The 26,174-nt window shown below is 63.4% G+C and carries 20 protein-coding genes and 2 tRNA genes; 12 read left to right on the top strand and 10 right to left on the bottom strand.

Annotated elements, in window-relative coordinates; all coding sequences use genetic code 11:
* Positions 1 to 8 precede the first annotated feature (8 nt).
* The 6 genes from ACT6Q8_RS08445 to ACT6Q8_RS08420 all read left to right on the top strand — a co-directional run bounded on the left by ACT6Q8_RS08445 (position 9) and on the right by ACT6Q8_RS08420 (position 4,135).
* A complete protein-coding gene (locus ACT6Q8_RS08445; RefSeq protein ID WP_054169515.1) occupies positions 9 to 401 on the top strand; it encodes a DUF1801 domain-containing protein in 393 nt (130 codons plus the stop codon).
* 43 nt (positions 402 to 444) lie between these two features.
* The gene (sseA, locus tag ACT6Q8_RS08440) at positions 445 to 1,299 is read left to right on the top strand and encodes a 3-mercaptopyruvate sulfurtransferase (RefSeq protein ID WP_054169516.1); all 855 of its coding nucleotides are present in this window, start codon (positions 445 to 447) and stop codon (positions 1,297 to 1,299) included.
* Between the two features lie 98 nt (positions 1,300 to 1,397).
* Positions 1,398 to 2,024: a GNAT family N-acetyltransferase gene (locus ACT6Q8_RS08435; protein WP_444733180.1), complete on the top strand. Its 627-nt coding sequence runs from the start codon at positions 1,398 to 1,400 to the stop codon at positions 2,022 to 2,024.
* Complete coding sequence (gene metC, locus ACT6Q8_RS08430) at positions 2,021 to 3,223, top strand: cystathionine beta-lyase (protein WP_054169518.1); 1,203 nt, start codon at positions 2,021 to 2,023, stop codon at positions 3,221 to 3,223. Before ACT6Q8_RS08435 ends, metC begins: the two co-directional genes overlap by 4 nt.
* Positions 3,223 to 3,657: a phosphoribosyl-AMP cyclohydrolase gene (gene hisI / locus ACT6Q8_RS08425; protein ID WP_444733296.1), complete on the top strand. Its 435-nt coding sequence runs from the start codon at positions 3,223 to 3,225 to the stop codon at positions 3,655 to 3,657. The genes metC and hisI overlap by 1 nt, the downstream gene beginning before the upstream one ends.
* A 106-nt stretch (positions 3,658 to 3,763) precedes the next feature.
* The gene (locus ACT6Q8_RS08420) at positions 3,764 to 4,135 is read left to right on the top strand and encodes a hypothetical protein (protein ID WP_054169520.1); all 372 of its coding nucleotides are present in this window, start codon (positions 3,764 to 3,766) and stop codon (positions 4,133 to 4,135) included.
* 24 nt (positions 4,136 to 4,159) lie between these two features.
* On the opposite strand, the gene ACT6Q8_RS08415 is transcribed toward ACT6Q8_RS08420, so the two are convergent.
* The 7 genes from ACT6Q8_RS08415 to ACT6Q8_RS08385 form a co-directional block, all read right to left on the bottom strand.
* Positions 4,160 to 4,417, bottom strand: a complete 258-nt coding sequence (locus tag ACT6Q8_RS08415; RefSeq protein WP_444733179.1) for a hypothetical protein — start codon at positions 4,415 to 4,417, stop codon at positions 4,160 to 4,162.
* Positions 4,418 to 4,586: 169 nt separating this feature from the next.
* On the bottom strand, positions 4,587 to 6,515 hold the full coding sequence (locus ACT6Q8_RS08410) for a flagellin N-terminal helical domain-containing protein (RefSeq protein WP_054169522.1): 1,929 nt from the start codon (positions 6,513 to 6,515) through the stop codon (positions 4,587 to 4,589).
* Positions 6,516 to 7,201: 686 nt separating this feature from the next.
* Positions 7,202 to 7,278 (bottom strand) — tRNA-Arg (locus ACT6Q8_RS08405).
* Between the two features lie 15 nt (positions 7,279 to 7,293).
* Positions 7,294 to 7,599 carry an ETC complex I subunit gene (locus tag ACT6Q8_RS08400; RefSeq protein WP_054169523.1) on the bottom strand — a complete coding sequence of 102 codons (306 nt, stop codon included), beginning with the start codon at positions 7,597 to 7,599 and terminating at the stop codon, positions 7,294 to 7,296.
* 38 nt (positions 7,600 to 7,637) lie between these two features.
* Positions 7,638 to 7,714 (bottom strand) — tRNA-Pro (locus ACT6Q8_RS08395).
* Between the two features lie 91 nt (positions 7,715 to 7,805).
* Positions 7,806 to 8,711, bottom strand: coding sequence for a DMT family transporter (locus tag ACT6Q8_RS08390; protein WP_054169547.1), 906 nt, complete (start codon positions 8,709 to 8,711; stop codon positions 7,806 to 7,808).
* Positions 8,712 to 8,824: 113 nt separating this feature from the next.
* Complete coding sequence (locus ACT6Q8_RS08385) at positions 8,825 to 12,637, bottom strand: LamG-like jellyroll fold domain-containing protein (protein WP_444733178.1); 3,813 nt, start codon at positions 12,635 to 12,637, stop codon at positions 8,825 to 8,827.
* A 256-nt stretch (positions 12,638 to 12,893) separates the two neighbouring features.
* Here ACT6Q8_RS08385 and ACT6Q8_RS08380 point away from each other — a divergent pair, with 256 nt between their 5' ends.
* The 3 genes from ACT6Q8_RS08380 to ACT6Q8_RS08370 all read left to right on the top strand — a co-directional run bounded on the left by ACT6Q8_RS08380 (position 12,894) and on the right by ACT6Q8_RS08370 (position 17,408).
* The gene (locus ACT6Q8_RS08380; RefSeq protein ID WP_444733177.1) at positions 12,894 to 15,764 is read left to right on the top strand and encodes a TonB-dependent receptor; all 2,871 of its coding nucleotides are present in this window, start codon (positions 12,894 to 12,896) and stop codon (positions 15,762 to 15,764) included.
* A gap of 81 nt (positions 15,765 to 15,845) precedes the next feature.
* Positions 15,846 to 16,979 carry an aldose epimerase family protein gene (locus ACT6Q8_RS08375; protein WP_444733176.1) on the top strand — a complete coding sequence of 378 codons (1,134 nt, stop codon included), beginning with the start codon at positions 15,846 to 15,848 and terminating at the stop codon, positions 16,977 to 16,979.
* 63 nt (positions 16,980 to 17,042) lie between these two features.
* A complete protein-coding gene (locus ACT6Q8_RS08370; RefSeq protein ID WP_444733175.1) occupies positions 17,043 to 17,408 on the top strand; it encodes a helix-turn-helix domain-containing protein in 366 nt (121 codons plus the stop codon).
* Here ACT6Q8_RS08370 and ACT6Q8_RS08365 read toward each other — a convergent pair whose 3' ends face one another.
* Both ACT6Q8_RS08365 and ACT6Q8_RS08360 read right to left on the bottom strand, forming a co-directional pair.
* On the bottom strand, positions 17,409 to 18,950 hold the full coding sequence (locus ACT6Q8_RS08365; protein ID WP_444733174.1) for a CYTH and CHAD domain-containing protein: 1,542 nt from the start codon (positions 18,948 to 18,950) through the stop codon (positions 17,409 to 17,411). It lies immediately after the preceding gene.
* 85 nt (positions 18,951 to 19,035) lie between these two features.
* Complete coding sequence (locus ACT6Q8_RS08360) at positions 19,036 to 19,572, bottom strand: SixA phosphatase family protein (protein ID WP_444733173.1); 537 nt, start codon at positions 19,570 to 19,572, stop codon at positions 19,036 to 19,038.
* Here ACT6Q8_RS08360 and ACT6Q8_RS08355 point away from each other — a divergent pair.
* From ACT6Q8_RS08355 to ACT6Q8_RS08345, 3 genes are all read left to right on the top strand, one after another.
* Positions 19,571 to 21,922, top strand: coding sequence for an RNA degradosome polyphosphate kinase (locus ACT6Q8_RS08355; RefSeq protein ID WP_444733172.1), 2,352 nt, complete (start codon positions 19,571 to 19,573; stop codon positions 21,920 to 21,922). The two genes, ACT6Q8_RS08360 and ACT6Q8_RS08355, sit on opposite strands and share 2 nt — an antisense overlap.
* A gap of 15 nt (positions 21,923 to 21,937) precedes the next feature.
* A complete protein-coding gene (locus ACT6Q8_RS08350; RefSeq protein WP_444733171.1) occupies positions 21,938 to 23,467 on the top strand; it encodes a Ppx/GppA phosphatase family protein in 1,530 nt (509 codons plus the stop codon).
* Positions 23,468 to 23,545: 78 nt separating this feature from the next.
* Positions 23,546 to 23,935, top strand: a complete 390-nt coding sequence (locus ACT6Q8_RS08345) for a hypothetical protein (RefSeq protein WP_054169556.1) — start codon at positions 23,546 to 23,548, stop codon at positions 23,933 to 23,935.
* Here ACT6Q8_RS08345 and ACT6Q8_RS08340 read toward each other — a convergent pair.
* Positions 23,922 to 26,105 (bottom strand): PAS domain-containing hybrid sensor histidine kinase/response regulator, encoded by a 2,184-nt coding sequence (locus ACT6Q8_RS08340; protein ID WP_444733170.1) that lies wholly within the window; start codon positions 26,103 to 26,105, stop codon positions 23,922 to 23,924. The genes ACT6Q8_RS08345 and ACT6Q8_RS08340 overlap by 14 nt on opposite strands.
* Positions 26,106 to 26,174: the final 69 nt, after the last annotated feature.

Here is a 26,174-nt window from a genome sequence, read left to right as displayed (position 1 = left end):
GCCGCGCCATGACCGAAGCACCCGACGCCGTCCGGCAGATCGACGCACGCATCGCCGAACTGGGCGGTTGGCGTGGTGAAACCCTTGCCCGCATGCGCGCCCTGATCCACGAGGCGCTGCCCGATGTAGTGGAAACGGTGAAATGGGGTGGCGTTCCGGTCTGGGAACGCCACGGCATCATCTGCACCGGAGAGACCTACAAGGACAAGGTCAAGCTGACCTTTGCCAAGGGCGCGTCGGTGGAGGACCCGGCCAGGCTGTTCAATGCCAGCCTGGATGGCAATGCCCGCCGCGCTCTGGACCTGTTCCGGGACAGCATGATTGATACAGACGCCTTCAAGGCCCTGATCCAGGCGGCAGCTTCATTGAACAAGCCGAAGACGCGCGCTACCAAGGGCTGAACAGATACTCGTTTGACATCACTACAGGATCGGAGAGCGTGCGATGACGGACCCGTTGGTTTCCCCGCTTTGGCTGGAAACGGAACTGCGCAATCCGAAGCTCCGCCTTCTGGATGCGTCCTGGCACATGCCGGCGGCCCAGCGCGACCCGAAGGCGGAATGCGTGACCAAGCGTATCCCCGGTGCGCAGTTCTTCGACATTGACGGCATCTCCGATCCCAGCAGCCCCTTGCCCCACATGCTGCCCACCCCGGAAAGCTTCAAGGCATCGGTGGAGGCGCTGGGCGTTGGTTCCGACAGCATCATTGTCGTCTATGACGTGACGGGCCTGTCCAGTGCCGCACGCGCCTGGTGGATGTTCCGCGTCTTTGGCCATGACAATGTTTTTGTGCTGGATGGCGGCCTGCCGGGCTGGGTCAATATCGGCGGCCCGGTGGAAACGGGACCGCTGGCGCCCCCTGCGCAGGGCCAGTTCACCCCGCATTACCGCGCCCATCTGGTGCGGTCGGTGGAGGATATGCGGGCCAATCTGGAAAACGGTGCCGAACAGGTTCTGGACGCCCGCGCCGCCGGCCGGTTTGAAGGGACCGCGCCGGAACCGCGCGCCGGCCTGCGTGGCGGCCATATCCCCGGAGCCCGCAACCTGCCCTTCGGCGACATACTGGACCCGGAAACCAAGCTGATGCTGACGGGCGATGCCCTGGGCGATCGTTTCTCCCGGGCCGGCATCGACCTGTCCAGGCCCATCACCACGTCTTGCGGCAGCGGCGTCACGGCAGCGGTCCTGACGCTGGGCCTCTACCGTCTGGGCGTGGATAATGTGGCGCTCTATGACGGGTCGTGGACCGAATGGGGCGGACGTGATGATCTGCCGGTGGCAACCGGCCCTGCGGCATGAGCTGTCAACCCCTTGAAGCGTAAGGGGAGGATTGACGGACGCGGGGTCGATCAGCGCATCACAGGCGTTATTGTGGGCTGATTAAAGGAGAAGCAGGCATGAGCGACAGCCTCCCCACCCCGCCGCCGGGCCATATCAAGGTCACGGTGACCTATCTGGAGATGACGACGAAGCCGATGCGCCGGCAACGGCCGCATCCGCACGGTCTGTCGCTGTTGCGGGCGGAGAACTGCACCTTCTCCTTCTACCGCTATCTCTATGACACGGTGGGAGAAGAGTGGCTGTGGTGGTTCCGCCGCGCCATGCCGGCGGACGAGCTGCGTGCCATCCTGGCCGATAAGCGGGTGGAAATCTATGTCGCCTATATCAGCGGCGTTCCCGCCGGATATGTTGAATTGAGCCGCACCAATCCGGGTGCGTGCGATATCCAGTATCTGGGCCTGATCCCCGAATTCATCGGCAAGGGCATCGGTCCCTGGCTGCTGGATTGGGCGATTGAGGCGGCATGGAACGGGGCCGGGGTGGAGAAGGTGACCGTCAACACCTGCGACCTGGACCATCCGCGCGCCCTGATGACCTATCAGAAGGCGGGTTTCCGCCCCGTGGGCCAGGAAGTGCGCTTAGATCCCGATCCACGTCTGGCGGGTCTGATCCCGCTGACCGCCGGTTCCCACATCCCCCTGCCCAACCAGAAGCTGCCCCCGTCAGAGGCCACGCCCGCATGAGCACGCATGACCGCGACCGGCCGTTCGCCGAGAATACCCGTCTGATCCATGCGGGCCGCGCACCGGAGAAGTTTGGCGGGGCTGTGAATATCCCGCCCTTCCGCGCCTCCACAGTGCTGTTCCCGACCCTGGCGGAGTTGGACGCCTATGACCCGGCCCATCGCACCGTGCGCTATGGCCGCACGGGCAACCCGTCCAGCCATGCCTTCGAAGCAGCGATGACGGAGCTGGAGGAAGGCCACGCCGCCGTCTCTTATGCATCGGGCCTGCAGGCCATCACCAGCAGCCTTTTGGCCTTCACCCGACAGGGCGATCATGTGCTGATTGCCGATACCGCCTATGCCCCGACACGCAACTTCGCGAACGGCATCCTGTCGCGTTCCGGCGTGACGGTGGAATACTTCGATCCCGGCATCGGCGCTGGCATCACGGGGCTGCTGCGCCCTGCGACCAGGGTCGTGTTCCTGGAATCACCGGGATCGCTGACCTTCGAGGTACAGGACGTGCCGGCCATCAGCACCGCCGTCACCGCCGCCAATGCCGACATCGTGGTGATGATCGACAATACTTGGGCGGCGGGCCTGCTGTTCAAGCCGCTGAAACAGGGCGTTCATGTCTCTATCCAGTCGGCGACCAAATATGTGGGCGGGCATTCCGATGCCAGCCTGGGGGTCGCGGTCTGTGCGCGGCAGGATCATTGGCTGCGGTTGAAGAAGACGGCGGTGGAACTGGGCGCATGCGCCTCCGCCGATGAGCTTTTCCTGGGGCTGCGTGGCCTGCGCAGCCTGCCCGTGCGCATGCGCCGCCACCATGAGTCCGGCCTGAAGGTGGCCCGTTGGCTGGAAACACGGGCGGAGGTGACGCGGGTGCGTCATCCAGCATTGCCCGCCTGCCCCGGCCACGACCTGTGGAAGCGCGACTTTACGGGCGCCTGCGGCCTGTTCGCCTTTGAAATGGCCCCCACCCCGCGCAAGGCGATGGCCGCCATGGTCGATGGCATGGCGCATTTCGGCATGGGCTATAGCTGGGGCGGCTTTGAAAGCCTGATCCTGCCCTCAAACCCCACCTCCATCCGCACCGCCGTCTCCTGGACGGGCGGGGAACTGATCCGGCTGCATATCGGGCTGGAGGATGTGGATGATCTTATCGCCGATCTGGAGGCGGGCTTCGCCCGCCTGAAGACGGCGCTGGAGGCATGATGAGCACCTTCCCCTTGCCCGATGCCAGCATCGAGGCCGCGATTGCCGCCGTAAAGTTCGATACTGACGGCCTGGTCCCTGCCATCGCTCAGCAGCATGACAGCGGCGAGGTGCTGATGATGGCCTGGATGAACCGCGACAGCATCGCGGAGACCCTGCGCACGGGCCGCGTCTGCTACTGGTCCCGCTCGCGCCAGAATTTCTGGCGCAAGGGCGAAAGCTCCGGCCAGGTGCAGATGCTGATCGAATGGCGGGTTGATTGCGATGGCGATACCATCCTGCTGCGTGTCGATCAGCAGGGCCCCGCCTGTCACACGGGCCGGCGTTCCTGTTTCTACCGCCGCGCCGACGCCGATGGCCTGACCATTACCGACCCGGTGCTGCTGTCACCGGAGGCGCTTTACGGGAACAAGGGCCAGACACCCGGCTTTTGAATACCAACGCGGCGCGCACCATCCAAAAGTTCATAGGTTCCAGGCTGGGCCATGCGATTGGATCAGCGTAAGGTGACAGCTTGATGTTGCTACCGGACGTTGCCCCATGAAGGAACTACGCTGCATTCTGTTCACCGACCGCGAGGTTCTCGTGGCCGTGCTGGATCGCAAGCGCCGTCTCAAGGAAGAGCTGCCGCTGGGCCAGATCAGCGGGCTTCGGATGGATAGCGGTGATGAGGGCGTCACCTGCACCTTGAGTTATGACCAGGGCCGCGAAACCGTTACGGTTCCGGAGAACGAGCTGCAGGCCGCCTTGATCGCCCATTGCATGGCCCGCAAGGTGCCGCTGCCGGTGGATGCGGAAAAGAATGTCCACCTGATCCGTGGCCGCGCCACGTTGATGATCACCATGAATTTCAACAAGGCGGCCCGGCTGGTCCATGTCGCCGCGGCAGAGAAGCGTGGCCTACCCAACTGACGGGCGGCCTACCACAGCAAGCGGTCAATCGACGCTGCGGTTATCGCGCCGGCGGCGGCGGCGCAGTTCCAGCACCAGACCGATCAAGGCAAGCGGCACCACGATGATGGCGCCCTGCTTCACATAGGGCCAGGCCCAGTCCGCAAAGCCAAGCACCCAGGTCGGCAGATGGCCCAACAGGTGCCAAAGCCAGCCAATAAGCTCGGCTGGCGTCCAGCCAAGCCAGGCCAGCACCAACCCCACCACCAATGACCAGATCAGGATGCGGATCACAAAGCGCATGTGATCGGCTGTACCCTATTGCCTTGCGTCGGGCAATGAGAGATTGGCGTTGCATTAATCCAAGGAATTTACCTTAAATTCTTTTGTATTATTCCTTGATCTTTGCATCGCAAAAAGAAAGGGCGGCGACCCTGCGGTCGCCGCCCCTTTTTCACTCCAACCCGGCCTCTTAGAAGAGACGCAGGATCGCCTGCTGGGCCTGGTTGGCCAGCGAGAGGGAGATGGTGCCCAGCTGCTGACGGGTCTGCAACAGCAGCAGGTTCGCACCTTCCTCGTTCTGGTCAGCCTGGATCAGTTTGTTCGAACCTTCCGTCAGGACGTTGGAGAACTCACTGGTGAAGTTCTCACGCGTCTGGATGATGTTCAGGTTCGTCGACAGGGCCTGAGAGGTAGACCGGAGTTTCGCCGTGGCGAAGTCCAGGCTGGACACGGCCTTGTCGATGTCGGCGCGATCCAGGAAGTTGTTCTGAGCATAGTCGAGGCGCAGGCCCTGACCATCCGTCTGAATATTCTGGGACACAACCGCGATGGTGGAGGTGTTCGCCTCGTTGAACTGCACCGTCAGGTCGTTCTCGGTGTTGGCATCGGTACGCTGAACCGTGATCAGGTTGTTCGACCGCTGGGCCGAGGCAGCCTGCTTCAAGGTGGCGCTGTCAACTTCGAAGCGGACCGTACCGCTGTCGAAAGCCAGCGAGTTCTCACCATCCGACAGCTTGCCCGAACCGCGGGCGTTGGCCGCCGAACGTTCGATGGTCACGCCGTTCAGGTTGGTGGCCGACACCGTCAGATCGACATTCTTTTCGATCGTCGAGGTACCATTACCGCCGGTTCCCAGGTTATCCAGGGCCGTACGGTCGACCGTGAAGCTCACCACAGTACCCGAGGAGAAGGTGATCGAGATCGCCTTTTCCAGCGTGTTGGTGGAAGTGGCGCCGACATTGAAGCTGACGCCTGTGCCCGTCGACAGATCCGACCCGATCTCGAAATAGTCGTTAGCGGTGTCGTAGGCGATGTTGAAGCGGGCGCCCGTGCCGTCGGCAGTGGCCAGGGTCGTCGGAGCCGTCACAGCCGTGGAGCCATCACCACCGAAATCCGTGCTCTTGGCGATTTCGTTGGCCAACTGGCTGGCTACCTGGCGGCGCAGTTCGTCGGGGTTGCGGGTGACGCCCGCATTGGTGAGATCGTCTGCGGTGACCTTGTAGCTATAGGCCTTACCGTTGACGGTTGCCGTGAAGGTGTCGCCTTCTTCAATCGAGCCGCTGATCGTGACCCGGGACGTCTGCGGCGTACCTGAGGCGCCGGCAGTGGTGGTGCTTGCCACGGCGGCCTGGGTGTTGTCGAAGAACTTCACCGTCCGGCTTTCACTGCCCTCGGAGATAACCAGGGTACGCTCACGACCGACATTGCCACGCATCTCGACGCTGACATCGGCGAAGTTGCCGGCAGTGGCGGAGATGGTACCCGACACCTTCAGAGAGGCAATACCGCGGGCGGTTTCGGCCTTGGCGATGTCCTCCAGATCGGCGCTGATGGCACCGGTGCCGGAAACACGGATGGAGTAGGTGTCGGCGCTGACCACGTTGGTGACGCGGCTGTTCGACATGCCCTCGATGGAGTTCACATTGGCGCGGCTGCCGGCAGTGCTGTCCAGCGTCAGGCCGTTGCCGACCAGAAGGTTCTTGCCCTGATAGCCGCTGTCACGGGCGATCTTGTCGATCTGATCCTTCAGGCGGTTGAACTGCTCGGCCAGCGACTTACGGGTGGCGACGCTGGCGGCGTCGGTGCCCAGGTTGCCGTAAGCCGTGGTGGTCAAGCCCTTCGCCTGTTCGATCAGGCTCTCGATGGCCGTGATACCCTTGTCGCCAGCCTGGATCGTGCTGATCGACTGGCCCATGCTTTCCTTCAGCTTGGACAGGTCGGTGGCACGAACGCTGAGGCCCTTGGCCGCGAAGAAGTTGGTGGGACCGTCAAGGGCAGAGTTGATCTTGTTGCCCGTGGACAGACGGTTCTGAATGCTTTCCACCTGCTTGTTGGTCTTCTGGAGCAGCAGCAGGTTGTTGCGCATTCCTGCGGTCAACTGAACGTCACTGGTCGACATGGTATATCTCCTTTTGAGCCGTGAGAGGGGCCGTTTCGGCCCAAATCGATCTCGTGGACTTGTCAGGAAGGACGTCGCCGTAACCCGTGGAAGACGCCGGGTGCAGTGCATGACCGGCAGTTTCTTGTCGGATCGGGCAATCCGTTTTGCTGATCGCGGTATCAGGCTTGCTTGGCTTATCGCCTTAAAGGCTGGTCTGCACCGCTACTCGCTCAACGCCTTGTCCAGAGCTTCGGTCTCTTCCTCCTGAGGGTGAACACGATTGGGTTCGACAGGTGATAAGCAGGAAGCGTGCCAAGTTCACAGACGCCCGAAGACCTATACTTAAGAGGTATATTGCAGGGTACACAGAGCCTGAAACGGCGCATTCTTGCCGCCTTGGGGCCGGTCTGGACGGGGGCTCTGGGCGATTTTTGCCTAGGCAGGCATTTCCTGCCGAGCCCCGGAAACAGGCCAAGGGGGCAAGGCGGCGGCGGCTTTTGCCGCCTGGAACGGGTTCGCTTAGAGCTGTTTTCGGATGACCGGAAACAGCTCCGGCGGCGATCGCCGCCGCGCGGCACGTGCCGCGTAAGTCAAGCTGCGGATGCAGCGCCGACGCCTGAGGAAACGAAAAGCTAGAGCATGGTTCCGGAAACGAAAAAGGGCCGCCCGTCACATCGGACGGGCGGCCCTTTCGATCAGATGTTTGGCGACCCCAGCAGGATTCGAACCTGCGACCGCTCGCTTAGAAGGCGAGTGCTCTATCCAGCTGAGCTATGGGGCCGGATAGGGGAAAGGATCAGAACCGGCCGATGCGCGGACGGTCGGTACGGAAATTATCCGCGTAATTCTTGGGGATCACCCGGCGTTCCTGCCATTCGGCGACATCGGCATCCCAACCCTTCTTGGCGACAAAGGCCAATGCTGCCTCCTTGGTCGGGAACTTGACGCGCACCTGGTTCAGCGTGTCGCCGGAGCTGGTCCAGCCCATCATGGGCTCCGGACGGCGCGGGGTGGCCAGTTCGTATTCCAACACCCAGTCACCGACCTTGCCGCGGCCGGACTGCATGGTGGTCTTGGACGGCTGGTAAATCCGGACCTTCATGGCGAACCCTGTGACTGATGGTTGAACCGTAAGGGAAATGGTCGGAGCGAGAGGATTCGAACCTCCGGCCTGCTGGACCCAAACCAGCCGCGCTACCAGGCTGCGCCACGCTCCGCCAATTCAGCGGTGGGAATACACCACCGAAAGCATGGGGGCAAGTATCCGAACACGCGCGAAGTGCGCATGGCCCCAATCTTTATGCAGGATCAGGCCAGCTGACGCCGCAGAAGGGCCCCCAATGAGGCCGGCGCCATGACCAGAAGATTGCCCAGAACGGCCAGAAGCAGGCCGGCAATACCGGCGGGCGTCCAGTGGTAATCCTCGAACATGGTCGAAATGACCAGGGCGACGACCGGCGTCATGATGGCCACATAGCCCGACCGGCCCGGCCCGATACGGCCCAGCAGCGTGAAATAACACAGGAAAGCCGCGATGGAGCCGAACAGCGCCAGATAGGCCAGCGACAGGAAATAAGGGGCTGACGGCACGATGGCAAAACTGGCGCCCTGCACCAGGGCCACGATCACCATGATGCCGGCACCGACCAGCATGGACCAAGCCGTGGTGCCGATCAGCGGCATTTCCGCCTTGCGCGTCTTGGAGACGACCATGTTGCCCAGCGAAGCAGAGTAGTTCGACACCATCATCAGGCCGAATCCGATCAACGCCCCACCGGTCAGCATCCCGCCATCCAATTCCGGTGTGAACAGCAGCAGGACGCCCACCACCCCCATGATGCCACCGGCCAGCACGGCGGGCCGCATCGGCTGTCCCAGGAACAGCCGGGCGTTGACGACATTCATCAAGGACAGAACCGACCCCGCCACGGCCACCAGACCCGATGGCAACAGAGCGGTGGCCTTATAGACCATGAAATAGTTCAACGAGAAGTTCAGCAGCCCCGCACCCAGAATCAGGCCCCACCCGCCCCGCTTCGGCAGGATCGGCTGCCGGCGCAGCGCCAGCCAACCCAGCAGCACACCACCCGCCAGCAGGAACCGGTAAGCCACCGACACGGCCGGATGCACCGCCCCCAACTGGAACGTGATGGCGTACCAAGTCGAGCCCCAGATCAGGACGGAACAGAAAAACAGAGCGAGATTGACGGGCATGAAGGCACCGGTGGCGGATATCCAGGCCCCAGCCTATAGACCCGCCACCCGGTGCGTCCAATCCGATTGTTGTGGGGGTGACAAGTCCAATGGACGCTGCCACCCCCGGCACCTCAGCGGAGCATCACCTTATTATTGTCGGCGCGTGCTTCCACGGCCCCGCCATCCAACAGCACATCCACCGACACCGCCCCCGCCGGAGCCTTCAAGGTGACCTTCGCGACCTTGGGCTTCAGGTCCAGCGGTGCCGCGATGGGCGGCAGCGACGCCTCCGCCAGGACGGAGCCATCGGCGGCCAGCATCCTGACACGGCCCGTAGGGGCAGGCACCGAACCGATATTATGGACGGTCACATCCACCCTGCCCTTTACCCGCACCACATCACGCGCCGCGATGGCCAGGTCCGGACGCTGTGTCAGATCCTGTTCAGGCCCTGACAGGACGAAATCGAACACGCTGGTCCGGCCCGGCACCAGAGTGACCGAAACCGCCTGCCCCTCACCAAACGCGACCTTGCGGCTGGCGCTGCTATCCGCCTTGTCATCGCCGTCGGCATCAATGCCTTCGGCCAGCGCCCAATCGCCGGTGGCGACATCGGCACCGATGATCCGGGCAGTAACGGGCTTGTCGGACAGGTTATGGGCCAGGACACGGAATCCGGTTCGGGTCGGCTCCTTCACCAGGATGGCCACCTTCTCCGCCCCATCCTTGTCATCGAAATCCCATTCGATGCGGTTACCGCGCACGATGGCGTTGCGATAGAGCGCGACACCGCCCAGACGCTGGCGCTGCAATTCCTGGGTCGGCAGTTCGACACGGTCGGTCCACCAGTGATCGGCGGTTATCATCTCCATGCGCAGCGCCGCGAACTGCCGCTGATTATCGTACTGCTTGACCAGCCAGGCCTTGTCGTCCGTCGCGATCCAGGCCGTGTGGTAGGTATAAGGGCTGGCATAGCGGTCGGCCTTGGCCTGCTCCAGAACAGCAGCCCGCAGGTCGGTGCGTTTCAGGTCGATGGCCAGATCGCTGCTGACGATCCCGGCCAGCGCCGACAGCCCGCCCTTGCGCAGCACCTGTTCGATGGGCCGAAGATATTTGGCATCACCCGTCCAGCGATACGCCGCCCACATCAACAGATTGGTCTGTTCCGGCCCGGCACTGCCCCGCGTGGCACCATCGGGCCAGTTGATCTCCGACGGGAAGGTCCAGGTGCCGTCCGCGGCCTGCTTGCCATGGGCCAGGTAGCCATCGGCCAGTTCCAACAACAGCTTGCGGGTCGCGGGATCGCCATTGATCTCCACCAACCGGATGCCGGGATGGAAGATCAGGTACGAATAAGGCTTCGACCACTGCCAGGGCGCTTCCTTGACGATGTGCCCGGCCCCGAAATAGTTGGAGACCAGCAGACGATTGCCCTTGGGATTGACCGCCGTCAGGTCTGGGAAGTTGGCCGCCGTCTCCATCAGCCGTTCCACGGCCTGCGGATCGCCGGGGGTCAGCAGCGACATCTGCGACTGCGCGTTGATCCCTTCCTCATAAACATGCAGTTCATCGGTGACGATGGTGCCCAGGCCGTCCTTCATCATGCCATTTGCATAAACGGCGTCGATCATCTCGGAAAGCGAGCGGGTCAGCTTCTCCCGGTCCACACCCATCAGGGCAAGTCCCGGCCACTGATTGGTCAGGTCGGTATCATCCGACAGGCCCCCGCCGAATTCCCCCTCCACCTGCCGGTGGTCGATCCACCAGTTCACGAAGGACCGGACCTGTGCCAGATAGCGGGTCTGGCCCCAGGCCCAGGCGGGCACACCCGGCGGCGCTGCCTCCAGATCGACGGGCGGAAGCGGCTGCTGCGGGTTCCATTCCGACCAATAGCCATTGCCGACCTTATTGTCGGGATCGATGCGCAGGAGGTCGGTTACATCCTCATAGAATCGTTGGAACAGGCCCAGGTTCCGGCTGCTTTGCCGCTCCTCGACCAGGAAGCCGTAATTGTCCTGGATCTGGCGTTCACGGTCGAACGCATGCTCGACCTTGGCCTCTGCCTTGGTCTTGAACACCAGCCGCAGCGAGGCCCCATCCAGCTTCGCGACCGAAAAGTCTGGCGCAGACGAGGCGATGGTCAAGTATAGCGGCTTGTCGGACGGTAGGATGCGGTCACGCGTATCCAGCCACAGGGTGCGCGCCTCCCCCGGCTTGACGGCGACATTGACATCCAACAGGTCGCGTTCGGGCGTCAGCGGGTCCTTGACGCGGATGTTCAGGGCGACCAGTCCGCCTTTATGCGTCGGCTTCACGTCCAGCGCCGGGATCACCAGTTCGATCCCGTCCAGGCCGCCGATATTCTCAAAGCCTTCTGTGCTGGCACGGTACAGCGGCAGGCCCGGCTCCTGTCGGCGGAAATCCATGGGAATGGCGATATGGGCCACGGGCCGGCCCTTAGTTGCCGGCGGCGTCACGCGCTTGCGGGTCGGCACGCCGCCATCGGGAATGGCGACGATCACGTCGCGTTCCCCCTCCGGATAGCGGCCCTCGATAAAGTGGCGCAGCGGCAGGATGGCTGTGAAATCCGGTTCCGCCGCCAGACGCAGGTTGAAATGGAAATCACCCAGCCCGGCAGGCGCCGCGCCAGGGCCGACATGATAGGCACCGATCTCTTGGATCGGGGTTTCCTGTGCCTCGTTCACGAAGCGCAGGGCACCGCCAGCCGCCTCCTGCTTCAGGCGGGTGGTGCTGCGTTCAGTCCCCGCCCGGCGTTTGGCAAGCAGGTCGCCATCAACCGTGATCTGACCATTTCCTTCCGGAACCTTGGCCCCCTTCACCCAGCCCAGCTTGCCATAGGCAGCGCCCTGGATTTCGACTTGATTGAACGGTTCATCGGGCAGGAACCAGGTCCCGGACTTGCCACCCATGGAATAGACATTCCAGTCCGGCAGGGTGAAATAATCGTGGCGGCCCGCAAGACGGGAACGGTTATAGACGCCGGGCCAGGTGGTTTCCCGGATACCGTCATTGCCCTTCCACATGCGCTGCGCGATATCGCGCTGTTCGGTGAATTCGACCTTGCGGATACGTGTGCTGGCATCGGCCAGATAGGGCGGCGGATCGTCAGGACGGTCAAAGCCGTTGCGATGCGCCCACGCGGACCAGCCATCCGGCGCCGCCGGTACTGACGCCGGTTCCCCACCCCCGGCCAGGGTCTTGATGGATGCCGCGTCCAGGGCACGGTCATGAATGCGGATATCATCGATATCGCCACCGCGCAGGAAATTATACCGGCTTTGCACCTGGATCGGGCTGATGATGCGGCTGTGCGGCCCTAACTGATCCAGGCTAGCATCCAGCGAGGTCGGTTGATCCTTGCGGGCCACCAGGGCACCGTTCACGTAAAGCTGCACCCCTGTCGCTTCGTCCCAGGCAAACGCGATATGGGTCCAGGCGTCGGGCGCCGGGGCTGCGGGCATTTCCCAGGAAACCCGGACACGGGCGAGGTTCGTATCCGTCACGAATCCGTCGAACCCCTTGCCGTTCCAGTCCAGGCGCAGGAACACCATGTCCCAGCTGCTGTGATTGGCAAAGGACACGCGAAACAGCGGAAATTGATTGCTGCCAACGGGATAGCGGGACCGCCAGAAGAAGCTGAGCGTCCCGCGCTGCGCCCTGATATTGCCGGGGGCTGCCCAGGCCAGGACCTGATCATCGGCGGCCTGAAGATAGGCACCGGACGCGCCGCCCTGCGGGACCACAGCCACCTTGTCGGCGAAGGTGGGACGCGCGTCGCCCACGGCACGGTCGGCCACCAGCCCCCTGTCACCCGTGACCCGGAACAGCAACCCATCGGGCGCATCCGCCCCCGCCACAGGCAAGGCCCCCGTCAACAGGGCAAGCAGCGCCACCCCTGTCCGCAACCGTTTCGCATGCGCCATTTTCGGTGTCCTTCCCTGACCATGGCGGCGGTTCATCCGCCTGCCCTGTTTATCGCCGGTCGTTGGTTCGCATCCGTGCCACAGGAACAAAGTTTGTTTCGTTTCCTGTTTCCACCGCTTGCGTTCCGTTTCAAACCATGCATAGTTTCTTATGACACCGGTGACAATTGGCAAGCAAAATCGCCCGTCGCTGATGCAAAAAAGGGGATAAACGGTGCGACAAAGCACCGAGGTCCCGAACAGGAGGAGGAATCCCATGTCCCGTATCCATCGTGGCCTTCGCCGCGCAATTCCTTATGGCGTCTCGGCTTTCGCCCTGTCCATGGCCGTTTCCGCCACGAATGCACAGGCCCAGCAAGCCCCGGCCCAGACCGACAGCGGTGCGGTCCTGGAAGAAATCGTGGTTACCGGTTTCCGTGCCAGCCTTGCCAATTCGCTGAACATCAAGCGTAACGAGGCCGGTGTCGTCGATGCGATCAGTGCCGAGGATATTGCGGATTTCCCCGATACTAACCTCGCCGAAAGCATTCAGCGTATTCCCGGCGTTTCCATCGACCGCGACGCGGGCGAGGGCCGTTCGCTGACCGTTCGCGGCCTCTCCTCTGAATTCACCCGCACCCGTATCAACGGGATCGAGGCGCAGGCCACCACCGGCGCTACCGACAGCTCCGGCGGCACCAACCGTGGCCGTGGCTTCGACTTCAACGTTTTCGCATCCGAACTGTTCAACAACATCACGGTGCGCAAGACCGCATCCGCCGAGGTCGAGGAAGGCTCTCTGGGCGCCACTGTCGATCTGAAAACCTCGCGCCCCTTCGATTTCAACGGCTTCACCGCCGCAGCGTCCGCCCAGGCCGGCTATAATGACCTGTCGGAGAAGGTGGACCCGCGCGGTGCCGTCCTGCTGTCCAACACCTGGCTGGACGATCAGGTGGGCGCGCTGCTGTCGGTTGCCTATTCGGAGCGTGACCTGCTGGAAGAAGGGTTCAGTTCGGTGCGCTGGGGCCCCGCCAATGGCGATAACGGCTTCCAGAATCCGGCGGCCCTGCCCGGGGGCGCCTCTTCTGCCGGCGGCGTCTTCCACCCGCGCATCCCGCGCTATGGCCGTCTGGTCCATAACCAGGAACGCACCGGCGCCACCCTGTCCTTGCAGGCCAAGCCGAACGAGGGCAACACCACCGTCAGCTTCGACGTGCTCTATTCCAAGCTGGACAGCACGCGACAGGAAAACTTCCTGGAAGCCTGGTCGCTGAGCCGCAACGCGTCTCAGGGCGGCAAGCCGGAAGTGGACATTGTCCAGGCCGTTGTCGATCCCCAGACCGGCGAAATGGTCTATGCCAAGCTGGACGACATGGATATCCGGTCCGAACAGCGCTTCGACGTGCTGAAGACCGAGTTCACGCAATACACGCTGAACGTGGATCACGAGTTCAGCGAGACGGTGCGCGGCAGCGTGACGGGTGGTCGGGCCAAGTCGAAGTTCGACAATCCGGTCCAGACCACGGTCCTGATGGACCGGCAGAATACCGATGGGTATAGCTGGGACTTCCGCGACAACAGCAACCTGCCGCTGATCGATTACGGGTTCGATGTTACGGACCCGACCAAGTGGGTCATCACCGGTACGACCGGCGCCAATCCCCGGTCGGAAATCCGCATGAACCCGACCTTCCAGACCAACACCTATGACACGGCACAGGGTGATCTGGCCTGGGACATCAATGACACGTTCAGCGCCAAGGGCGGTGTCAACTGGAAGCGGTTCAAGTCCGACGCCCAGGCCTTCGCCCGCCCCTCGGCCACCAGCAATGTCGGCCCCGCCCTGCCCACCGGCACTACCCTGGCCAGCATGACACAACTGCTGACCGGTTTCGGCAAGGGCCTGAACCTGCCCACCGGCACGCCGACCAGCTGGCTGGTCCCTGATTTAGCCGCGTTCGAGAAGCTGTTCAACATCAACTGCAACTGCGATACCGGCATTGCCGGCGGCGACTTCCGCAGCCAGGGTCTGGAAAACAGCGCCACCCTGGCCAATTGGCGCAATGTGAAGGAAGAGTCGCTGGGCTTCTGGGCGCAGGTGGACTGGAATACCGAACTGGGCGATATGCCGTTCCGCGGTAATATCGGCGTGCGTCAGGTGAAGACCGACGTCACGGCCACCGGCTACTCCTTTGTAAGTGGCGCCACCCGCCCTGTGACTGGCAAGAACAGCTACAAGGACACCTTGCCCTCTATCAACCTGTCGCTGGAGCCAGTTGACGACGTGATCCTGCGCGCCGCCGCCGCCAAGGTGCTGTCGCGGCCGCCGGTCACCAACCTGACGCCGGTCTTCACCCTGTCGGCCCTGAACGCGCCGAACCCCAGCGCGTCGCTGGGCAATGTCACGCTGGAACCCTACCGTGCCGATACGGTGGACCTGTCGCTTGAATGGTATTTCGCGCCGGAGTCGCTGATCTCCGTCGCCTATTTCTACAAGGACATCTCCACCTTCGTGCAGACCACGCAGCAGACCATGACCTATGCCCAGCTGACGGCCATGAATCCGGAGGCGTTCCCGGCGGGCGGCGGGCGTGATCCCAACCTGTCCTATGTGTTCAGCACCCCCACCAACACGCCGGGCGGCCCGCTGAAAGGCTATGAGATCAGCTTCCAGGCGCCATTCAGCTTCCTGCCGGAAGGGTTCGACAAGCTGGGTGTGCAGGCCAACTACACGCATGTGTCGTCGAAGATCGACTATTGCTCGACCGCAGCCTGCTCGGTCTTTGTCACCGCGGATCTGGTGAACCTGTCGCCCGACGCCTGGAATGCCACGCTTTACTATGATGATGGCGAGAAGCTGAATGTCCGCGTGTCGGCGGCACACCGGTCAGGCTATTACCAGCAGGTTCCGGCGGCCAATGGCGGTACGCGGGGCATCGTGGCCATCGGCAAGTCGGGCACCACTACCTTCGACGCCTCCGCCTCCTATAATGTGACAGAGAATTTCTCCGTCTCGTTTGAAGCGCTGAACCTCACGGATGAAGCCAACCGCCAGTATCATGGCGAGTTGGATGGCGTCCGCAACTCCACCTATGTCTATCACCATACGGGCCGCCAGTTCTATCTGGGTGCCCGCTACAAGCTGTAAGATGGGTCTTTGACGGGGGCCGGGATGCGTGATCCGCGTCCCGGCCCTCTTTCTATTTGCACCTTGGGAAATGCGACCATCATGACCATGATCCTGTCCCGCCGCGTCCTTCTCTCCTCCCTGGCCGCCTTGCCGCTGGCCGGTTGTGCCGCGCGGGTCACCGGCAGGCCGGGCGTGACGGAACAGGTGTTCGGGCAGATGCCGGACGGGTCGCCGGTGACGCTCTACACCCTGAGCAACGGTACCAGCGCCAGCCTGCGGGTCATGACCTATGGTGCCGCCGTCACCAACCTGATCATGCCCGACAAGGCGGGTAATTTCGCCGATATCGTCCTGGGCCTGGATGATTTCGAAAGCTACCGTACCAAGTCCCGCAATTTCGGCACGCTTGTTGGCCGTTATGCGGGGCGCATCGGCAATGGCCGCTTTACGCTGGATGGGCATGAGGTTGTGCTGGACACCGGCGGGTCCAAACATTCCTCCCATGGCGGGCCGGTGGGCTTTGCCAAACGCAACTGGCAGGGTCAGATCCTGAACGGTGCCGCCGTGCGCATGACCCTGCTGTCGGCGGACGGGGATCAGGGCTTCCCCGGCGAACTGGGCATCAGCGTCACCTACAGCCTGACACCGGATAACCGCTTCTGCCTGGAGATCGAGGCGCTGACCACACGGCCCACGGTTCTGAACCCCACCCATCATGGCTATTTCAACCTGTCAGGCGTGCCGGGATCGCTGATCCATGACCACCTGCTGACCCTGGAGGCCGATGGTTTCACCGCCTTCGGACCTGACAAGATGGTGACCGGGGAGATCAGGCCCGTCGACGGCACGGCACTGGATTTACGTAGCACCAAACCTATTGGTCGCGACATTGCCTCACCTGAAGAACAGATGCGTATCGGTGGTGGCTATGATCATTGCTTCGTGATCCGCGGCCCGCATGGCGGCGCCTTACGGCGGGCGGCACGTCTGTCACATCCCGGCAGCGGTCGGACAATGGAGCTCTGGACCACCGAACCCGGCGTGCAGCTTTTCACCGCCAACGGTGTGGACATGGTGGGCCGTGGCGGTGCGGTCTACAAACCCCATTGCGGCGTCTGCCTGGAACCCCAGCATTTCCAGAACAGCCCCAACCAGCCGGGATTCCCTGGCACGGTCCTGCGACCGGGGCAGCACTTCCGGTCGCTCAGTGAGTATCGGTTCGGGGTGGCGTGAGCTGGATCAAATGGCTGGGAAGCCACCGTGACTATGACCGCATCGACGTGACGGAGATTGGATATGATGGCTGAGTTGAAGCCCATCCGCACCGAAGCAGATTATGACGCGGCCCTGGAACAGGTCGAACAGCTCTGGGGCGCCGCCAGCGGCACGCCCGATGGGGACAGGCTGGATATTCTGGCGACGCTGATTGATGCCTATGAGGCGGAGCATCATCCGATGGACCCGCCCGACCCGGTGGAGGCCATCAAGTTCCGCATGGAACAGATGGGGCTGACGCGCAAGGATCTGGAACCGATGATCGGCACCCGGACACGGGTGGCGGAAATCCTGAACCGGCGGCGCAGCCTGTCCATCGGCATGATCAGGCGTCTTCATGAAAGGCTGGGTATTCCCGCAGAAATCTTGATCCGACCCTTGGCCTGATCAGGCCGCCACCGCCACCACATCCGCTGCCAGAAACGCCGTCCACAGCGCCGGCAGCGGCTTCAATGCGGCGGCAGCGCGTTTGCGCAAGGCGTCGGCGGCGGTTGTCTGTTCAATCTTGTCCAGCAATCCCGCCGCGTTCATGTCATCCGCCACCTGCTTCAATGGCGTGCGCAGGGCATCCACGGCGCGCTGCAACGGGTCCACCCGTTCGGCGGGCCACACGGCACGGCAGAAATCCAGGTCATAACGCAGCTTGCGCAGGCGCTTATGCGCCTTGATGGCGGTCGCGACATCCCCCGGCAGACCGACAGCGCGCAAGGCATCCAGACGAAGGCGCAGCATATCGCCAGCGATTTCCGACAGGGTGGTGCCGAACGGGCAGCCATGGGGCTGCTGCGCCCAGTCACCAGCCTCTAACCATGCCGCGAATTCCAGTTGCCAGCCCGTCCATTCCGGGGAGGACAGCAGGCGCATTGCCTTGTCCAGTGCCTTGGCGCGGGCCGCCGATACGGGTCCGACGGCGCCCTTGCGGGCCTCCTGCGGCAGTTCAGTCAGGGCCATGGCCAGCTTCTGCCAGTCGCGCGCCCTTTCCAGCTTGCGGCCCAGCACCTTCAACTGATCACGCAGCGCGTCACCCTGATCGGTATGGATCAGGTCGGCGAACAGGCCATAGGCCGTGATCAGCCGCCGTACCGCTGACGCCATTTCGCGCAGGGCTGCTGGATCACCCATGGCTTCGGTAAAGGCCGGCTGATTGTCCAGAAGATGGGCCAGACCGTTGCGCCCGATATGGCGGAACGCCTCCATTACGGTGGTGATGGGCGTGATGCCAAGGGGCCGCACGGCATGGGCGCGCGGCTGTGCGCCCGTCAGCAGGGCCAGACCCAGATCGGCCTTGCTGCGGGTTGACAGGCGCAGCGGCACGCGGGCATGGATGTCGGCGGCCAACCGGAACAGGTCCGCCACCTCGCCTTGGCGAAGCTCCAGTTCCACCTCGCTGATCGTGTGGCGGGCCGATGGCTGGCCGTCTGGTGACATGACCTGGGCCTGCCCCAGATCCAGTGCCAGTTCCACCCGCCCTTCATCACCCGCACGCAGCAGCAGGATGGTGCGCTGCACATCGGTGGTGAACAGGGGGGAAAGGCTGTCCAGCGCGTCGGCAGGAATCAGTTCCGACAAGTCCCCCTGACGCAACAGGCCGGTATCCAGCCCGTCACCGGCCACATCCCAGCGCCATTCGCGGCGGACGGCAATGCCGGCGCCATCGCCCGCCTCGCCCGACGACATGGTCTTCACCGACTGTTCGCGCCTCATCCCCTGCCGGCGCAGGCGCAGGGCCAGACCGCGCTTGGCCAGCGCCAGACCGGGCGTATCAAAATAGGCCGTATGCTGACGCGCCGGCTCTGCCTGCATCACCAGCCGTTCGCGGATCAGCGACAAGGACGCGATGCGGGGCAGATCCGCCGGATCGGCCAGCAGTTTGATTTCCACCTCCCGCTCCGGGCGGGGAATGCGGGGGGCCTTGGGCTTGGCGTTCAAGGGGGCTCGCGCCTCGGTTCCGTCGGGGAATGATCCCTTCACATACCGCAGTGCGGCATGGGACGGAAGGGGCAAAGACCCCCGGTTACCGTTCTTCCAGATCGCGCGGTCGCGTAAAGCCCGACAGGGTGCAGCTTCCCCAGCTCAGGTCCCGCCAGTTCATCCCGTCCGGAACGGTAACTTCTACAAACGAGCAGGTGGGCAGCTTGGTTGCCAGCGACTGGCGAAGCCCCGCCTCCCCCCGGCCACACAGATCACGGGCCAGAAGCTGAAAGTCCGGATTATGGCCGACGAACAGGGCCGCCCCCACCTGCTCTGGCAAGGCCTTCACCCGGTCCAGCAGCAATTCCTCCCCACACAGATAGATGGACCGGTCGAATGTGGTGGACGGCAGGTTGGTGCCCCAGGATGCCGCCACAATCTCCAACGTGGCGCGGGCGCGGGTGGCGGTGGAGCAGACCACAAGGTCGGGGCGCGGTGGCCCGCCCTTGCGCGCCGTCCAATAATTCGCCATCGTCGCGGCGGCGCGATGGCCCCGCGCGCTCAACGGCCGGTCATGGTCGGCCAGCCGCGGGTCATCCCAGTCCGATTTGGCGTGCCGCAGCAGATAGAGTGTCTTCATGACCACCAATGGCAAGGATAGCGGAACCGGAACAGCAGGGCAGCGTCGCCGCCCGCGCGGGACCCGTGTACCCAAAACCGTCACAGAAGCAACATATACTGCTCCGGCCCCACAGGACCAGAAGGACGAGATCGCTGTGACCGCCGCCCCTGATACGCTGCCGACCACCACGCAACCCGATACGTTGCTGGCCGACACGCTGGTCGCCAACGCGCTGATCCCGTCCAAGAGCGGGATCGCGGCCGACAGCCCGGAACGGTTCATCAACCGCGAACTGTCCTGGCTGGCCTTTAATCAGCGTGTTCTGGAAGAGGCGTACAATAATCAGCATCCGCTGCTGGAACGGCTGCGCTTCCTGTCCATTTCTGCCAGCAACCTGGATGAATTCTATACGGTCCGCGTCGCCGGCCTGAAGGCACAGGTGGCCGCCAAGGTCACGACTCCATCCGACGACAACCTGACGCCGGCGCAGCAACTGGCCGCCATCAACTACCGGGTGACGGAGGTGATGCGCGACCAGCAGGTATGCTGGCTGATGCTGCGCAAGCTGCTGCGCACCAGCGGTATCGCGGTCGTCGATCCCGATGAATTGACCGCGTCGGAGCATGACTGGCTGGAAGCCCGCTTCATTGACGAGATTTTCCCCGTCCTGACGCCCATCGCCGTCGATCCGGCCCACCCGTTCCCCTTCCTGCCGTCCAGCGGCTTCGCCCTGGCCCTGCAGCTGTTCGACCCGCAGAAGGGCGCCAATCTGGACGCGCTGGTCATGCTGCCGACGCAGCTGGAACGGTTCATCCGGCTTCCCGGCAACGAGACACGCTATGTCCTGCTGGAACAGGTGGTTCTGACCTTCATTTCCCGGCTCTTCCCGCCCTTCGTGCTGAAGGGCAGCGGCGTATTCCGCGTGCTGCGTGACAGCGAAATGGAGATTGAGGAAGAGGCGGAGGATCTGGTCCGCACCTTCGAATCCGCGCTGAAGCGGCGCAAGCGCGGCAGCGTGATCCGGCTGGCCGTCAATGCCGGCATGTCGAAGGAACTGCGCGCCTTCCTGGTCGATGAACTGAACGTCTCCAACGACGATGTGTTCGTGCTGGATGGGTTGATCGGGCTTGCCGATACCAAGCAGATCATCGGCGATGATCGCCCGGACCTGCTGTTCCCGCCCTATAATGCCCGCTTCCCGGAACGTATCCGCGATTTCGGCGGCGATTGCTTCGCCGCCATCCGGCAGAAGGACATCGTCGTCCATCACCCGTTCGAAAGCTTCGACGTGGTGGTGCAGTTCCTGCGTCAGGCCGCCGCCGACCCCAACGTGCTGGCCATCAAGCAGACGCTCTACCGCACCTCCAAGAACAGCCCCATCGTGGCCGCATTGATCGATGCCGCCGAACAGGGCAAGTCGGTGACGGCGCTGGTGGAGTTGAAGGCGCGGTTTGATGAAGAGGCCAATATCCGCTGGGCCCGCGACATGGAACGCGCCGGGGTTCAGGTGGTCTATGGCTTCGTGGACCTGAAGACCCACGCCAAGGTGTCGCTGGTGGTCCGCCGTGAAAGCCAGGGGCTGCGCACCTATGTGCATTTCGGCACGGGCAATTACCACCCGATCACGGCCAAGGTTTACACCGACCTGTCCTTCTTCACCTGCGATCTGGCGCTGGGCCATGACGCGGCCCACATGTTTAATTACATGACGGGTTACGCCACGCCCAGGGCGCTGGAAAAGATCGCCATCGCCCCCATCACCCTGCGTCAGCGTCTGTTCGAACTGATCGATGCCGAAATCGCCCATGCCCATGCCGGTCGCCCGGCACAGATCTGGGTGAAGCTGAACAGCCTTGTCGATGCCAAGCTGATCGACAAGCTGTATGAGGCATCGCAAAACGGGGTGAAGATCGAACTGGTGATCCGCGGCATCTGCTGCCTGCGCCCCGGCGTGCCTGGCCTGTCGGAGAATATCCATGTGAAGTCGATTGTGGGCCGGTTCCTGGAACATGGCCGCGTGATCTGCTTCGGCAATGGCCATGGCCTGCCCTCGCGTCAGGCGAAGATTTACATCTCGTCCGCCGACTGGATGCCCCGCAATCTGGACCGCCGTATCGAAACCCTGGTGCCCATCGAGAATCCGACGGTGCATCAGCAGGTGCTGGACCAGATCATGGTCGCCAACCTCAAGGACAATACGCAAAGCTGGGTCCTGCAACCCGACGCGACATACCGCCGCGTGGAACCTTGCCTCGAAAGCTTTAACGCTCATACCTACTTCATGACGAACCCCAGCCTTTCGGGTCGGGGCAGTGCCACGACGGAGGCGCGTCTGCCGCCGAAACTGGTATTGAGCAATTTCCCGTAACCCGGCATTCTCCCGATGTTGTCACAGAAAGCGGATCACCCCAACGTGGATCACGCCCATGCCGACGACCGCCTCGCGGTCATCGATGTCGGTTCCAATTCGATGCGCTGCGTCGTCTATGAGAAGCTGACACGCTCGCCCGTCGCCCTTTTCAATGAAAAGGTGCTGCCCAGCCTGGGCAAGACGGTGGAACGGACGGGCAAGCTGAACCCCGACGGGGTGGTGCTGGCGCTGGATAACCTTGTCCGCTTCCGCCGCCTGCTGGAGGGGATGCAGGTCCGCCGCATCGACGTGCTGGCGACTGCGGCGGTGCGCGATGCCGCCGACGGGGCCGATTTCGTGGCGGAGATCACGCGTCGCACCGGGTTTCATGTCGATGTCCTGTCCGGTGAGGAAGAGGCGCGGCTGGCGGCACTGGGCGTGCTGTCCGGTGCCCCCAATGCCGAGGGGCTGGCCGGTGATCTGGGCGGTGGCAGTCTGGAACTGGTGCTGCTGGAGAAGGGCGAGATCGGGGCGCAGGTGACCACCCCGCTGGGTCCGCTGCGCCTGCTGGAGGCGACAGAGGGCAAGCCCGGTCCCGCCGCCAAGCTGATCGATCAGCATCTGTCCAAGCTGGACTGGCTGTCGCGTGGCAAGGGCCGGACCTATTACCCGGTCGGCGGCGCTTGGCGCGCGCTGGCCAAGATGCATCTGGAGCAGGTGAACCATCCCCTGCACATCATCCACCAGTACAGTGTGGATGGTGCCGCCATGGCGGAATTCGCCGGTACCGTGGCCCGCGCCGGACGCAGCAATCTGGAAAAGATGCAGGGCGTGTCGAAACGTCGCCTGGATACTTTGCCCCTGGCTGCCCTGGTCATGGAACGCGTGCTGAAAGCGGTGCAGCCATCGCGCGTCACCTTCTCGGCATACGGTCTGCGTGAGGGGCATCTGTACGACCTGCTGGACGCGACGGAAAAGCGGCAGGACCCGCTGATCACTGCGTGTGAGGATGTGGCCGAACGGATTGGTCGCTTCGGCCATGCCGAAATCCTCACCGGCTGGACGGCGCCGCTGTTCGTGGGGGAGGACCCGACGGCCCGTCGCCTGCGTCAGGCTGCCTGTCTTCTGTCCGATCTGGGTTGGGCCGAACATCCCGACTACCGTGCCGAACATGCCTTCCTGCGTATCTTGCGCATGCCGTTTGCGGGCGTGGACCATGCCGAACGTGCCTTCTTGGCCACTGCCATCCATGTCCGCTATGCCGGCACTATGGACAGCCCCATCCTGGCACCGGCCCGGGGGCTGCTGAAAGAGGGGGCATTGGCCCGCGCCTACATCGTCGGGCTGGCCCTGCGTCTGGCCCATACGCTGACCGGCGGTGCGGCAACCCTGCTGCAGCGGACATTGCTGCGCCTGGGCGATCAGAAGCTGACCCTGCTGCTGCCCGAAGATGCCGCCATGCTGACCGGCGACAGCGTGCAACGCCGGCTGGATGCGCTGGCCAAGGCCCTGAACCGCACCGGTGAGGTCAGCGTACAGTCGGGCCCGAAACTGGCCCGGTGACAGGACTATTACCTCACGCGTAATCGTCCTGCCGTCGCCCCGCCCCTACCCTGCGCGTTGAATGACAAGCGGGAGGGGATGATGGTGGAGAAACTGGCAAGGGCCGCGTGGCTGCTGCTGGCCCTGGTACATGTGATGCCGGCTACGGTACTTTTCGCGCCCGATCTGTCGATGCGGCTTTATGGCGTGGACCCAATAGGGCCTGCCGGCATCCTGATCATTCACCGGGGAGCGCTGTTCCTTGCCATCACGGCAGCATCCCTCTGGGCGATAATCGATCCCTCAGCGCGCCGCGTGTGCAGCATGGTCGTGGGGATCAGCATCATCGGCTTTCTGGGGGTCTATGCCCGCGCCAGCCTGCCGGACGGACCGGCACGAACGATTGCCATGGTCGATGCCGTGGCCCTGCTGCCCCTGATCTTTGTCAGCTATCGGGCCTGGGTAAGACCCGGCCTCACCGCTCCATGACTTCCTTCACCTTGCCGGCCAGCTGTTTCAGGCTGAAAGGCTTGGGCAGGAACTCCACCACCTCCCCACCGCCGACGGAGCTGCGGAAGCGTTCCTCGGCGTAGCCGGAGATGAAGATCACCTTCACGTCGGGCATGAACTCACGGACCGCGCGGATCATGGCCGGGCCGTCCAGTTGCGGCATCACCACATCGGTGACGATCAGGTCCACCTCTGGCCGGTCGGGACGGCGCAGCAAGTCAAGGGCGGCCTCACCACTCTTGGCTTCCACCACCTCGTACCCCTTGTTGCGAAGGGCACGGGCGGAGAAGACGCGGACGGCGTCCTCATCCTCCACCAGAAGGATACGGCCCGTCCCGGTCAGGTCGGCGCTGCCCTTTTCGCCCTTATCCAGGGTGGCGGCCTGCACGCCCTCCTCCTGGTATCGCGGCAGATAGATGGAGAATTTGGCACCATCGCCCGGTGCGCTGTCGACAAACACAAAGCCACCCGTCTGCCGCACAATGCCATAGACGGTGGACAGGCCCAGCCCCGTACCGGACCCCAGCTCCTTGGTGGAGAAAAACGGTTCGAAGATACGTTGCAGGTTTTCAGCCGGGATGCCCACACCGGTATCGATGACCTCAATCACCACATAATCACCGGCGGGCATCGTCTCTGTTGCGCGCTGCACCGGATCGGCGACATGCAGATTGGAGGTAACGACGGTCAGGCGTCCGCCTGTCTCCACCATGGCGTCACGGGCATTGACGCAGAGATTGATGATCACCTGCTCCAACTGCCCCTGGTCCACCTTGACCAGCCCCAGGTCGCGGCCATGCAGCATCTTAAGTTCGATATTCTCACCGATCAGCCGGCGCAGCAGGTTGGACAGTTCGGCCAGAACGTCGGTGACGGACAGAACACGCGGCTGCAAGGTCTGCTGTCGGGAGAAGGCCAGCAACTGGCGCACCAGATTGGCTGCACGGTTGGCATTCTGCTTGATCTGCATGATGTCGGTGAAGGAATGGTCACCCGGCTTGTGCCGCAGCAGCAGCAGGTCGCAGAAGCCGATCATGGCCGTCAGCAGATTGTTGAAATCATGTGCCACGCCGCCGGCCAGTTGCCCGATGGCCTGCATCTTCTGCGACTGGACGAACTGCGCCTCCAGGTTCTTCTGGTTGGTCATATCGACCATATGCAGAACCACGCCGGCAGCAGGCGCACCATCATCGCGGCGGGCATAAAGATGCACGACCGGGCCGTGGCTGCCGCGCAGTTGTGCCTCATGCACGGGCCCCCCCTCACCCCCATCGCGGATGGCCGACAGGCGCTGTTGAATGGCCGTCCGCTGATCCCGCTTGAACAGATTGGCCACAGGCCGGCCCTGCGCATCGTCCCGTGACAGGCCGGACAGGGCCAGGACAGTGTCATTGCATTCTGCCAGCCGTAGGTCGGCATCGATCAGCGCAATGCCGATGGGGGCATAATCGAAGAACCGCCGGAACCGCTCCTCAATCCGCGCCAGATCGCAGCGCAGCCGCTCAATTTCCGCAAGATCGGCGGCAGGTGCGGGCAGCACCGGGGCATGCTCCATCACCGGGGCAGCGGCGGCCTCCACGGCCTGAACCTGCCAGACCGAACAGCCGGCGATGCCATCAAGCGGCCGGGCGGTTACGCGGAACCGGCGACCGTCGGCAAAACCGATATCCGCCTCTCCATCCAGCCCGCGCTCCACCGCGGCCAGCAGCCGTTTGATCTCCAGCGGCGCCAGACCGGTCCCCGCCGCAGCACCCAACGCCGACAAGGGCGGCTGGGTCCCCGGCTGTGCCAGATCGCGGAAGGCGGGATTATAGTGCAGGGCGCGTCCATCGCTGCCGATGATGACGGTCGCAACCGGCGCCGCCTCCAGCGCGCGGGCCAAAAGATGGCGGCGTTCCTCGACACCGCCTGCCCGCTCCGCCACGCTACGGACCAGCATCACAGCCGCAAAGGCCAGGACGCCGCCACCCAGCCAAACGGCCACACCCCCCCGAAGCCCGGCAGGCCATTCCACCGGCGGCGGGCCATCCAGCCGGGCCAGCCAGACCATGGCGGCAATACCCGCCAGCACCATCACCAATGCCCACAGGCCGGCAGCGCGCGCAGTCGGGTTCAGGCCGGAACGGGCAATAGGGGTGGATTTGCGCATAGGAACACCGGTCGGGTCTGTCGGCGGGCACACCATCCTACACGAAGGATAATATCAGGCACGACAAAC

This window comes from Niveispirillum sp. (genome assembly GCF_052437035.1).
In the GTDB taxonomy this organism is placed as follows: Bacteria; Pseudomonadota; Alphaproteobacteria; order Azospirillales; family Azospirillaceae; genus Niveispirillum.
Note: the sequence above shows the minus strand (reverse complement) of the source record. Positions and strands in the feature narration are given on the sequence as shown.